Source organism: Streptomyces sp. NBC_01210 (assembly GCF_036010325.1).
Lineage (GTDB): Bacteria > Actinomycetota > Actinomycetes > Streptomycetales > Streptomycetaceae > Streptomyces.
The window spans coordinates 3146314-3158375 of the sequence record NZ_CP108549.1 but is presented as its reverse complement, the minus strand read 5'-3'; the positions used below and the strand labels follow the sequence as shown (position 1 = coordinate 3158375).

8 protein-coding genes are annotated in these 12062 nt (G+C 68.5%); 4 read left to right on the top strand and 4 right to left on the bottom strand.

Going from position 1 to position 12062, the window contains the following annotated elements; all coding sequences use genetic code 11:
- Window positions 1-128 precede the first annotated feature (128 nt).
- Window positions 129-920, top strand: coding sequence for an arylamine N-acetyltransferase family protein (locus OG735_RS14290; protein ID WP_327323552.1), 792 nt, complete (start codon window positions 129-131; stop codon window positions 918-920).
- A gap of 33 nt (window positions 921-953) precedes the next feature.
- Here OG735_RS14290 and OG735_RS14285 read toward each other — a convergent pair whose 3' ends face one another.
- Complete coding sequence (locus OG735_RS14285; RefSeq protein WP_327323551.1) at window positions 954-1196, bottom strand: hypothetical protein; 243 nt, start codon at window positions 1194-1196, stop codon at window positions 954-956.
- A 176-nt stretch (window positions 1197-1372) separates the two neighbouring features.
- Between OG735_RS14285 and holA the strand changes: the two genes are divergently transcribed.
- Window positions 1373-2377 carry a DNA polymerase III subunit delta gene (gene holA / locus OG735_RS14280; RefSeq protein ID WP_327323550.1) on the top strand — a complete coding sequence of 335 codons (1005 nt, stop codon included), beginning with the start codon at window positions 1373-1375 and terminating at the stop codon, window positions 2375-2377.
- Window positions 2378-2610: 233 nt separating this feature from the next.
- Here holA and rpsT read toward each other — a convergent pair whose 3' ends face one another.
- Window positions 2611-2877, bottom strand: coding sequence for a 30S ribosomal protein S20 (rpsT, locus tag OG735_RS14275; protein ID WP_326649855.1), 267 nt, complete (start codon window positions 2875-2877; stop codon window positions 2611-2613).
- Between the two features lie 204 nt (window positions 2878-3081).
- On the opposite strand from rpsT, the gene lepA reads away from it, so the two are divergent.
- Together lepA and OG735_RS14265 are read left to right on the top strand one after the other, a co-directional pair.
- Window positions 3082-4947, top strand: coding sequence for a translation elongation factor 4 (lepA, locus tag OG735_RS14270; RefSeq protein ID WP_327323549.1), 1866 nt, complete (start codon window positions 3082-3084; stop codon window positions 4945-4947).
- Between the two features lie 291 nt (window positions 4948-5238).
- Window positions 5239-7128 carry an AMP-dependent synthetase/ligase gene (locus OG735_RS14265; RefSeq protein WP_327323548.1) on the top strand — a complete coding sequence of 630 codons (1890 nt, stop codon included), beginning with the start codon at window positions 5239-5241 and terminating at the stop codon, window positions 7126-7128.
- A 121-nt stretch (window positions 7129-7249) separates the two neighbouring features.
- Here the strand turns inward: OG735_RS14265 and OG735_RS14260 are convergent, their stop codons facing one another.
- Together OG735_RS14260 and OG735_RS14255 are read right to left on the bottom strand one after the other, a co-directional pair.
- A complete protein-coding gene (locus OG735_RS14260) occupies window positions 7250-7834 on the bottom strand; it encodes a response regulator (protein WP_327323547.1) in 585 nt (194 codons plus the stop codon).
- Window positions 7835-7841: 7 nt separating this feature from the next.
- The gene (locus OG735_RS14255; protein WP_327328309.1) at window positions 7842-11972 is read right to left on the bottom strand and encodes a HAMP domain-containing protein; all 4131 of its coding nucleotides are present in this window, start codon (window positions 11970-11972) and stop codon (window positions 7842-7844) included.
- Window positions 11973-12062 lie beyond the last annotated feature (90 nt).

Below are 12062 nucleotides of genomic sequence, written 5' to 3'. Positions count from 1 at the left end.
CGCCGCTCCCGCTCCTCATCCGGTCGTGGACCGCACGCCGGCGGCGTATCCGCCCCAGGCGCCTCGGCCTACAGGCCTAGGACCTGCGGTCCATGGCGCGCGGTCCGACGTCGCGCCAGACTCACTCCATGGACGCCAATCTCCTGGATGCCTATCTCCGCCGTATCGGGGCCACCCGCCCGGAGCGCGCAGACGCCACCGCTCTGCGCGATCTGCAGCTGCGGCACCTGCGGACAGTCCCGTTCGAGAATCTCTCCATCCATCTCGGCGAGGACATCGTGCTCGAGGAGAAGGCGCTCCTCGCCAAGATCGTGGATGCCCGACGGGGCGGCTTCTGCTACGAACTCAACGGCGCATTCGCCGTGTTGCTGCGGGAGCTGGGTTTCACGGTCACCCTCCTCCAGGCGCGTGGCTTCGGTGACGAAGGGCGGCTCGGCATCCCGTACGACCATCTCGCCCTGCGCGTCGAGACGGCGGACTCCTCCGGCCCCTGGCTGGCCGATGTCGGGTTCGGCGACCACACCCAGCACCCCCTCGCGCTCGACGAGCGGGGCGATCAGCGGGACCCGGCCGGTGCGTTCCGGATCGCCGAGGCCACGGAGTACGGCGATCTCGACGTCTACCGCGACGGCAAACCGCAGTTCCGCCTCGATACGCGGCCCCGCGTCCTGGCCGACTTCGAGGCGGGGTCCTGGTGGCACCGCACCTCGCCAGCCTCGCACTTTCCCCGGTCCCTCGTCTGCTCCCGGCTCACCACCCAGGGCCGGATCACGCTCAGCGACCGCAAACTGGTCACCACCGAGCACGGTCAGCGCCATGAGCAGCCGCTGGCCGACGATGCCGCGGTGCTGGCGGCCTACCGCGACCACTTCGGGCTGGTACTCGACCGGTTGCCGTCCGCCCCGAGCCGGCCGAGCTGACGGGCTGACCGGCTGACGCGCCGAGCCGGCGCGCTAGGCCTCCAGCCAGCCCTCCCACTCCGCGGCGAAATCGTCCAGCGCCGCGGGGTCGAGGCGGGCCTTCGGGTCCTCCACGACGACCAGCCACTGCGCGTCCTCGGCGTCGTCCTCGCCGGCCAGCGCATCGCGTAGGAGCTGGGGCTCCTCGGCCACCCCGAAGCGGCCCGCCAGCTCCTGTGCCACCTCCTCGGCGGCGTCGCGGTCGGGCAGCACCAGTACATGTCTCGCGTCACTCACCGGTCCATTCTCCGGTACGTCTTCGGTACGGGAATCCCGAGCAGGGGGAGATCCCGAGAACGGCGATCCCGAGCAGGGGGAGATCCCGAGAACGGCGTCCCCGAGTACGGCGATCCCGAGTACGGGAATCCCGGTACGCGCGGGAGTGTCAGTGCCCCGTGGGATGCTGGACCGCGATGATCCGCAAACCCAGCCAGCAGAATTCGCCCGACGACCTCCTCGCCCCCGTCACGCTCGCCGTGGGCCAGGAGGACCTGCTCCTCGACCGTGCCGTGCAGCAGGTGGTGGCGGCGGCCCGCGCTGCCGACGCCGACACGGATGTACGCGACCTCGCCTCCGACCAGCTCCAGCCCGGCACCCTTGCCGAGCTGACCAGCCCCTCGCTCTTCGCCGAGCGCAAGGTCGTCGTCGTACGCAATGCGCAGGACCTCTCCGCCGACACGATCAAGGACGTCAAGGCCTATCTCGACGCTCCGGCAGAGGAGATCACCCTCGTCCTGCTGCACGCCGGCGGTGCGAAGGGCAAGGGCCTGCTGGACGCGGCCCGGAAGGCAGGCGCCCGTGAGGTCGCCTGCCCCAAGACCACCAAGCCGGCGGAGCGGCTCACCTTCGTACGGTCCGAATTCCGCGCGCTGGGCAGGTCCGCGACGCCCGAGGCGTGCCAGGCGCTGGTCGACTCCATCGGCAGCGATCTGCGGGAGCTGGCCAGCGCGGTCTCCCAGCTGACCGCGGACGTCGAGGGCACCATCGACGAGGCGGTCGTCGGGCGGTACTACACGGGCCGCGCCGAAGCCTCCAGCTTCAATGTCGCCGACCGTGCGGTGGAGGGCCGGGCGGCGGAGGCGCTGGAAGCCCTGCGCTGGTCGCTGTCGACGGGGGTCGCGCCGGTCCTGATCACCAGCGCGCTGGCGCAGGGTGTGCGGGCGATCGGCAAGCTCTCCTCGGCCCGCGGCGGGCGGCCCGCCGACCTCGCCCGTGAGCTGGGCATGCCGCCGTGGAAGATCGACCGGGTCCGCCAGCAGATGCGTGGCTGGACGCCGGACGGGGTGGCTGCGGCGCTGCGCGCGGTCGCGGAGGCGGACGCGGGCGTGAAGGGCGGCGGCGACGACCCCGAGTACGCGCTGGAGAAGGCGGTCGTGGCGGTTGCGCGGGCGGCGCGGTCGGGGCGGTCGGGGCGGTAGACCCTGCGGGCGGCCTTGCCCCCTCCCCGCCCTCGGGCGCCGGGCCGCCACCGCAGGCCGGGCACGCCAGAGGCCCCGGTGTCCGTCCTGGGGAAGGACGGACACCGGGGCCTCACGGTTCAAGCTTTGTGCGCCGCACCCGCGTGGCGAACGCGTTCGGTGTGCGGCGCGGGGTGCCGGGAAGGAGCGGGAGAGAGGGCCCGCTGGGTCCCTACCGGCGATCAGTCAAGAGCTCAGCCCTGGAGGGAGCCAACCTTGATGGCCAGCGCCGACTTCTTGTTGGCGGCGGCGTTCTTGTGGATGACACCCTTGGAGACGGCCTTGTCGAGCTTCTGCGACGCCTCACGGACGGCCACAGTGGCCTTCTCGACGTCGCCGGTGGCGACAGCCTCGCGGGCCTTGCGGATCGCGGTCTTGAGCGACGACTTGACGGCCTTGTTGCGCAGGCGCGCCTTCTCGTTCGTCTTGTTCCGCTTGATCTGGGACTTGATGTTCGCCACGAAAGAGCCTTTTCAGGTTCGATGATCTTTGAGTTTGCGTCCCGTACTTGAGAGGGCACGAGACACAGCTGCCCACGTTACCAGCCGCCCCTCCAGCGGCCCAAACCGGGCGCAGTCCCGTTCCCGTGGGACGATGGAGCCTACGTATCGATCCGACATCGCCCGAGACGAGACGCCCCGGCGTCTCAAGAATCAGGACCCTGCGTGCCCGCGACTCCTACCAACGTGCCCGAGCCGAGCCGTACCGACCCGGCGCTGATCCGCAATTTCTGCATCATCGCGCACATCGACCACGGCAAGTCGACGCTTGCCGACCGGATGCTCCAGCTGACCGGTGTGGTCGATCAGCGGCAGATGCGCGCTCAGTACCTCGACCGCATGGACATCGAGCGCGAGCGCGGCATCACGATCAAGTCCCAGGCGGTCCGCCTGCCGTGGTCGCCCACCGAGGGCGAGGGTCGGAACACGACCCACATCCTCAACATGATCGACACCCCGGGCCACGTGGACTTCACCTATGAGGTCTCCCGGTCGCTCGCGGCCTGCGAGGGCACCGTCCTGCTGGTGGACGCCGCGCAGGGCATCGAGGCGCAGACCCTCGCCAACCTCTACCTGGCGATGGAGAACGACCTCACGATCGTCCCGGTCCTCAACAAGATCGACCTGCCGGCCGCGCAGCCGGAGAAGTTCTCCGAGGAGCTCGCCAACCTCATCGGCTGCCAGCCGGAGGACGTCCTCAAGGTCTCGGCCAAGACCGGCATCGGCGTGGAGGCCCTGCTGGACCGCGTGGTGCGCGACGTCCCCGCCCCGGTCGGCGTCGCCGACGCGCCCGCCCGCGCGATGATCTTCGACTCCGTCTATGACTCGTACCGCGGTGTGGTGACCTACGTACGAGTCGTCGACGGGCAGCTCAACAAGCGCGAGCGCATCAGGATGATGTCCACCGGCGCCACCCACGAGCTGCTGGAGATCGGTGTCTCCTCCCCGGAGATGACCCCCGCCGACGGTCTCGGCGTCGGCGAGGTGGGCTACATCATCACCGGCGTGAAGGACGTCCGTCAGTCCAAGGTCGGTGACACGATCACCTCGCTGAGCAAGGGCGCCACCGAGCCGCTCGGCGGCTACAAGGACCCCAAGCCGATGGTGTTCTCCGGCCTCTATCCGCTGGACGGCTCGGACTACCCCGAGCTGCGCGACGCCCTCGACAAGCTTCAGCTCAATGACGCCGCGCTGGTCTACGAGCCGGAGACCTCGGCCGCTCTCGGTTTCGGTTTCCGCGTGGGCTTCCTCGGCCTGCTCCACCTGGACGTGATCCGCGAGCGCCTGGAGCGCGAGTTCGGTCTCGATCTGATCGCCACCGCGCCGAACGTGGTCTACCGCGTGGTCATGGAGGACGGTGCCGAGCACACCGTCACCAACCCGAGCGAGTTCCCCGAGGGCAAGATCTCGGATGTCCACGAGCCGGTCGTACGGGCCACGATCCTCGCGCCCAGCGAGTTCATCGGCTCGATCATGGAGCTCTGCCAGACCCGCCGCGGCACGCTGCTCGGCATGGACTACCTCTCCGAGGACCGGGTTGAGATCCGCTACACCCTCCCGCTCGCCGAGATCGTCTTCGACTTCTTCGACCAGCTGAAGTCCAAGACGCGCGGTTACGCCTCCCTCGACTACGAGCCCACCGGCGAGCAGGCCGCCAGCCTGGTCAAGGTCGACATCCTGCTGCACGGCGACAAGGTCGACGCCTTCTCCGCCATCACGCACAAGGACGCGGCGTACGCGTACGGAGTGAGGCTCGTCGCCAAGCTCAGGGAGCTCATCCCGCGGCAGGCCTTCGAGGTGCCCATCCAGGCCGCGATCGGCTCGCGCGTCATCGCCCGCGAGACCATTCGCGCCATCCGCAAGGACGTCCTCGCCAAGTGCTACGGCGGTGACATCTCGCGTAAGCGGAAGCTGCTGGAGAAGCAGAAGGAAGGCAAGAAGCGGATGAAGATGGTCGGCAGCGTGGAGGTCCCGCAGGAGGCCTTCATCGCCGTGCTGTCCAGCGACGACAGTGGCAAGGCCAAGAAGTAGCCGCACCGTCGCAGCCGACAAGCGAAGGCGCCCGCCGGGGATCCGGACGGGCGCTTTTCGCGTGTCTGCGGACGCGTCACCCGATAGCTGCGGACGCATCACCGATAGATGAGGGATGCACCGACCGGCGGGTTCCAGCCAACGGCCGAGCGTGCCGTTCGTTATCAAGCGGCAGCCCGTAGCCCCTTACGCGCAGGTCCCATGCCCTCTAACCTGAGCACGGCTCGATGGTTACTCGCCAGTTAAACAACAGCCACTCGTGCAGTGCTGCCCGCAGGCCCGGAGGATGTCGTGAGCGCCACAATGACCCTGATCGAGAACCGACCGCCCTCTGTGGCGAGTCTCTTCACCGAGCGCGTGGCGGCTACGCCGGACGCCGAGGCCTACCGCTACCCGGTGGCCCCCGCCAGCGGCCAGGGGCCCGACGACTGGAAGTCCCTGAGCTGGGGGCAGGCCGCAGAGCGGGTCTATGCCATTGCTGCCGGACTGATCGACCTCGGGGTACGCGCCGAGGAGCGCGTCGCGCTCGCCTCCTCCACCCGGGTCGACTGGATCCTCGCCGACCTCGGCGTGATGTGCGCGGGCGGCGCGACGACCACGATCTACCCGTCCACCAACGCCGAGGAGTCGTCGTACATCCTCTCCGACTCCGAGAGCCGGGTGCTGATCGCCGAGGACGCCTCCCAGCTGGCCAAGGCGCGTGAGCGGCGGGCCGACCTGCCGGAGCTGAAGCATGTCGTGGTAATCGACGCGACGGGCGTGGAGCCGGACGAGAGCGACCCCGAGGGCTGGGTGCTCTCGCTCGCCGACCTGGAGGCCCGGGGCGCGGAGTACCTCGCCAAGCACCCGGACGCCGTCAAGGAGCGGGTCGAGGCGATCAGGCCCGACCAGCTGGCGACGCTGATCTACACCTCGGGCACCACGGGCCGGCCCAAGGGCGTCCGGCTGCCGCACGACAACTGGTCGTACTTGGCCAAGGCCACCGCCGCGACCGGGCTGATCAGCAAGGACGACGTGCAGTACCTCTGGCTGCCGCTCGCGCATGTCTTCGGCAAGGTGCTGACCTCCGGACAGATCGAGGTCGGTCATGTCACCGCCGTCGACGGCCGGGTGGACAAGATCATCGAGAATCTGCCGGTGGTCCAGCCGACCTACATGGCGGCCGTGCCGCGGATCTTCGAGAAGGTCTACAACGGAGTCGCGGCCAAGGCACGGGCCGGCGGCGGAGCCAAGTACAAGATCTTCCAGTGGGCGGCCGGTGTCTCACGCGAGTACGCCAAGGCCACGCAGGACAACTTCCGCCGCACGGGCTCGGCCTCCGCGCCCTTCGGACTCACCGCCAAGCACAAGATCGCCGACGCGCTCGTCTACTCCAAGCTGCGCGAGGCCTTCGGCGGCCGGCTGCGCGCCGCGGTCTCCGGCTCGGCGGCGCTCGCGCCCGACATCGGCTACTTCTTCGCCGGAGCCGGAATCCACATCCTCGAGGGCTACGGCCTTACGGAGTCCAGCGCGGCGTCCTTCATCAACCCGGGCGAGGCGTACCGCACGGGCACTGTCGGCAAGCCGCTGCCCGGCACCGAGGTGCGTATCGCCGACGACGGCGAGATCCTGCTGCGCGGCCCCGGGATCATGGAGGGTTACCACCGGCTGCCCGAGAAGACGGCCGAAGTCCTCGAATCCGACGGCTGGTTCCACACCGGCGACATCGGAGAGCTGTCCGATGACGGCTACCTGCGCATCACGGACCGCAAGAAGGACCTGATCAAGACCTCCGGCGGCAAGTACATCGCGCCGGCCGAGGTCGAGGGCCAGTTCAAGGCGGTGTGCCCGTTCGTCTCCAACATCCTGGTGCACGGCGCGGACCGTAACTTCTGCACCGCGCTCATCGCGCTGGACGAGCCGACCATCCTCGGCTGGGCCAAGGAGAACGGCCTGGACGGAAAGACGTACGCCGAGGTTGTCGCCACCGAGCGGGCCGAGCAGCTCATCGAGGGTTATGTGAAGCGGCTCAACGAAGGGCTGCAGCGCTGGCAGACGATCAAGAAGTTCCGGCTGCTGCCGCGGGACCTGGACATCGAGCACGGCGAGCTGACGCCCAGCCTCAAGCTGAAGAGGCCGGTCGTCGAGCGCGAGTACAAGCACCTCATCGAGGACATGTACGCAGGCTCCCGCGAGGCGTAGTAACCGGAGCTCCGTCCCGGGCCCCGCGCCTCAAACGCCGACAAGGCCTGGATTCCCGCCCGACGGGCGGGAATCCAGGCCTTGTCGGCGATCGGGGAAACCCCCGGAGGGCGTACGGGGGCTACTGGCTCCGCCCGCGACGCAGGTCCCTCAGAATCTCCTCCACCCGGGTCAGCTGCACCCGCACCTCCGGCATATCGTTCGAGCCGCTCCTGTCCAGCTCGCTCTCGATCGCACTCAGCCGCTGGGACATCTGGCCCAGCTGCTCCTGGTCCTGTGCCAGCATCCGCTCCAACTGGCGGTTCTTGCGGTGCAGTTCGAGGAACACACTCACCTTGGCGCGCAGTACCCAGGGGTCGAAGGGCTTGGTGAGGAAGTCCGCAGCCCCGGTGGCGTAGCCCCGGAAGGCAAAGCCGCTGTCGGCCTGCGTCCCGGTCAGGAAGATGATCGGGACGTCCTTCGTCTGGTCGAGGCGCTTGATGTTGGACGCCGTCTCGAAGCCGTCCATGCCGGGCATCCGCACATCCAGCAGGACCACCGCGAACTTCCGCCGCAGCAGCGCCTTCATCGCCTCCTCCCCGGAACGTGCCCGGACCAGAGGCTCGTTGAGGGACCCCAGGACTGCCTCGAGGGCTACGAGATTGTCCTCCATGTCGTCCACCAGGAGGATGCTCGCGGGGTCGGCGGTGGGTGCCTCTGTGCTCATCGTGTCCTCACGTGATTGTCGGCGGGGCAGCCGGCTCCCCATCGCCGACTGGCTGCCCCGATATCGCGGGTTCTTCGGCCGGAGGCGCACTGTCCGGCCCGGCCGTTCCGCCCTTCGGATCCAGCACGGAGCAGACGACGGTCAGCAGACGGTCCACGTCGACCGGTTTCGGCACGTAGTCGTTGGCGCCCTGCGCGATCGACTTCTCGCGGTCACCCGGCATCGCCTTCGCGGTGAGGGCGATGATCGGGAGGTCGGTCCAGAGCGGGCTGCGCCGTATGGCCTCGATCGTCTCGTACCCGTCCATCTCGGGCATCATGATGTCCATCAGGATCAGTTCGACGTCGGGGTTGCGCTCCAGGGTCTCGATGCCTTCGCGGCCGTTCTCCGCGTACAGCACAGGCATGCCCACTCTGCCGAGCACATGGGTGAGCGCGAAGACATTACGGATGTCGTCGTCGACGATGAGGACGCGGCGGCCCGGCAGGATCCGGCCCGCCCGGCCCGACTTCCACTCCTCCAGCTTGGTCGTCGTGGGCCAGCCGTCCTCGAGGGCCGGGCGCGGCACATGCTCGCTGTGGTGCCGCTCGGGCGTGGTCAGCGGGATGTCATGGATGCCATGGATGCCATGGACGTCCTGGATGTCGTGGCCGTCGTGGGAGCCGTCGCTCTCGCCGCCGGCATGGCCGGGGTAGAGGACGGGGACGTACAGCGTGAAGGTGGATCCGCGGCCCGGCTCGCTCTCCGCGATGATGCGGCCGCCGAGCAGCCCCGCGATTTCCCGGCTGATGGAGAGGCCGAGGCCCGTTCCGCCGTACTTGCGGTTGGTCGTGCCGTCGGCCTGCTGGAACGCCTCGAAGATCACCGGGAGTTTCTCCGGGGCGATGCCGATGCCGGTGTCGGCGACAGCGAAGGCGATCAGGTCGTCGATGCCCTTGAGCACCTTGTCGTCGGGGTCCTTGACCCGCTTCACCCTCAGTTCGACGCGGCCGGAAGAGGTGAACTTGATGGCGTTGGAGAGCAGATTGCGCAGGATCTGCTGGAGCCGCTGCTCGTCGGAGTACATCTCGCGCGGTACGTCCTCGCCGACCGCGACCTCGAAGGCCAGCCCGCGGTCGAGGGTGATCGGACGGAAGGTGGCGTGGACGTAGTCGAGCACCTTGATCAGCGGCAGCTTCTTCGGGCGCACGTCCATCCGGCCGGCCTCGATCTTCGACAGGTCCAGGATGTCGTTGATCAGCTGGAGCAGGTCGGAGCCCGAGCGGTGGATCGTGGTGGCGAACTGCACTTCCTGGTCGGAGAGATGGCCGTCCGGGTTGTCGGAGAGCAGGCGGGCCAGGATGAGGAGGGAGTTCAGTGGTGTGCGCAGTTCGTGCGACATGTTCGCCAGGAACTCCGACTTGTACTGCGACGAGGTCGCGAGCAGTGCGGCCTTCTCCTCCAGCTCGGCGTTGGAGCGCTGCAGTTCGCCCTGCTGGCGCTGGAGCTCGTCGGAGCGCTCCTGGAGCTGGACCGCGAGCCGCTGGGACTCGCCGAGCAGTGACTCCGTACGGGAGTTGGCGATGATGGTGTTGATGGCGACGCCGATGGTGTTCACGAACTGGTCGAAGAAGGCCAGGTGGACGTCGGAGAAGCGGGAGAAGGACGCCAGTTCGATGACGCCGAGCAGCTTGTCCTCGAAGAGGATCGGGATGATGACAACGCTTGCCGGTGACGCCTCGCCAAGGCCGGAGTTGATCTTGATGTAGTCCGGCGGTGCTTCCTCGAGGAGGATCCGCTTCTTCTCCAGGGCCGCCTGGCGCACCAGACCGTGGCCCGGCATGCCGGTGGTGTCTATGGTGGCCGACTGGGCCGAGCCGTAACCGGCGATGAAGGCCAGTCCCTTGGTGGTGGAGGTGGTACGGGGCGGAGTGCCGCCGGCGTCCGGGTCGGCCAGGAAGAACGCGCCGTACTGCGCGTTCACCAGCGGGGTCAGCTCGCGCAGGATCAGGTCGGCGACCTCCATCAGATCGCGGTGGCCCTGCATCAGACCGGCGAGGCGGGCGAGATTGGACTCCAGCCAGTCCTTGGCGCGGGTGGTCTCGCGGAGGTTGGACACCATCAGATTGATGTTGTCCTTCAGCTCGGAGACCTCACCGCGCGTCTCGACCGTGATCGACCGGGACATGTCGCCCTGGGCGACTGCGGACGCCACCTCGGCGATGGCGCGGACCTGGGTGGTGAGGTTGAGCGCCAGCTCATTGACGTTCGTCGTCAGCCGCTTCCAGGTGCCGTACACGCCCTCGACCCGAGCCTGGCCGCCGAGCTGGCCCTCGGAGCCGACCTCGCGGGCCACCCGGGTGACCTCGGAGGAGAACGAGGAGAGCGTGTCCACCATGGTGTTGATGGTGGTCTTGAGTTCCAGGATCTCGCCGCGCGCGTCCACGTCGATCTTCTTGGAGAGGTCGCCCTGCGCCACGGCCGTCGCCACCTGGGCGATGTTCCGCACCTGTGAAGTGAGGTTGTCGGCCATGTAGTTGACGTTGTCGGTGAGGTCCTTCCACAGGCCGGTGACACCGAGGACCTGGGCGCGGCCGCCCAGTCGGCCGTCGGTACCCACCTCGCGGGCCACGCGTGTGACCTCGTCGGCGAAGGCACGCAACTGCTCCACCATCGTATTGACGGTGTCCTTGAGCTCCAGGATCTCGCCGCGCGCATCCACGGTGATCTTCTTGGAGAGGTCGCCGTTGGCGACGGCGGTGGTGACCTGCGCGATGTTGCGGACCTGACTGGTCAGGTTGGATGCCATGAAGTTGACGTTGTCCGTGAGGTCCTTCCAGACGCCGGAGACGCCGCGGACCTGGGCCTGGCCGCCGAGGTTGCCTTCCGTGCCCACCTCGCGGGCGACCCTGGTGACCTCGTCGGCGAAGGCCGAGAGCTGGTCGACCATGGTGTTGATGGTCGATTTGAGCTCGAGGATCTCGCCCTTCGCCTCGACCGTGATCTTCTTGCCGAGATCGCCCTGGGCGACGGCCGTCGACACCAGCGCGATATTGCGGACCTGCGAAGTGAGATTGTCCGCCATGAAGTTGACGTTCTCGGTGAGGTCCTTCCACACGCCGGAGACGCCGCGGACCTGGGCGCGGCCGCCGAGGTTGCCCTCCGTGCCGACTTCGCGGGCGACCCGGGTCACCTCGTCGGCGAAGGCCAGAAGCTGATCGACCATGGTGTTGATCGTCGACTTGAGCTCCAGGATCTCGCCCTGGGCGTCCACGGTGATCTTCTGGGAGAGGTCGCCGTTGGCGACGGCGGTGGTGACCTGCGCGATGTTGCGGACCTGACTGGTCAGGTTGGATGCCATGAAGTTGACGTTGTCCGTGAGGTCCTTCCAGACGCCGGAGACGCCGCGGACCTGGGCGCGGCCGCCCAGCTGGCCCTCCGTGCCCACCTCGCGGGCCACCCGCGTGACCTCGTCGGCGAAGGCCGAGAGCTGGTCGACCATGGTGTTGACGGTCAGCTTCAGCTCAAGGAGCTCACCGGTCGCCTCGACCGTGACCGTACGGGTGAGATCGCCGCGGGCCACGGCCGTGGTCACCGCGGCGATGTCCCGCACCTGTGCGGTCAGCCGGGAGGCCATGGTGTTGACCGCCTCGGTGACGTCCCGCCAGCTGCCCGAAAGGCCCTGAACCTTGGCGCGTCCGCCGAGCCGGCCCTCCGTGCCCACCTCGCGTGCCACCCGCGTCACCTCGCTGGTGAACAGCGACAGCTGGTCGACCATCTTGTTCACCGCACGGCCGAGCCGGCGCAGATCGCCGCGTAACTGACGGTTGCCGTCGTGCAGATCGACCCGCTGGGTCAGATCGCCGCCGGCCACCGCGTCCAGCACACGGGTGGCGTTCGCGGCGGGCACCACCAGGGCGTCCAGCAGCGTGTTCGTACTGATGACAGCGGAGGTCCAGGCACCCTGGCCGGGGCTGGCCGACAGCCGGTCGTCGAGCCGTCCGTGCCGTACGACCTCCCTGCGGACCCGCGACAGCTCATCCGTGAAGTGCTGATTGCGCACGGCGATCTGGTTGAACATCGCCGCCAGTTCGGCGGGAATGCCCTCATGGACCTCCGCCATCCGCACATGGAAGTCCCCGTCGCGCAGGGTCGTCATCGCGGCCAGCAGTGGGCGCAGCTCCGAGGCGCGGATCCAGCCGCCGTCGGCCGAGGGCGGGGAGGACACCGCAGGCAGCCGGGAAGCCGG

Coding starts and splice junctions, on each gene's coding strand:
- OG735_RS14290 (WP_327323552.1), top strand. CDS start 129: ATGGACGCCAATCTCCTGGATGCCTATCTCCGCCGTATCGGGGCCACC.
- holA (WP_327323550.1), top strand. CDS start 1,373: ATGATCCGCAAACCCAGCCAGCAGAATTCGCCCGACGACCTCCTCGCC.
- OG735_RS14260 (WP_327323547.1), bottom strand. CDS start 7,834: ATGAGCACAGAGGCACCCACCGCCGACCCCGCGAGCATCCTCCTGGTG.
- OG735_RS14255 (WP_327328309.1), bottom strand. CDS start 11,972: ATGACGACCCTGCGCGACGGGGACTTCCATGTGCGGATGGCGGAGGTC.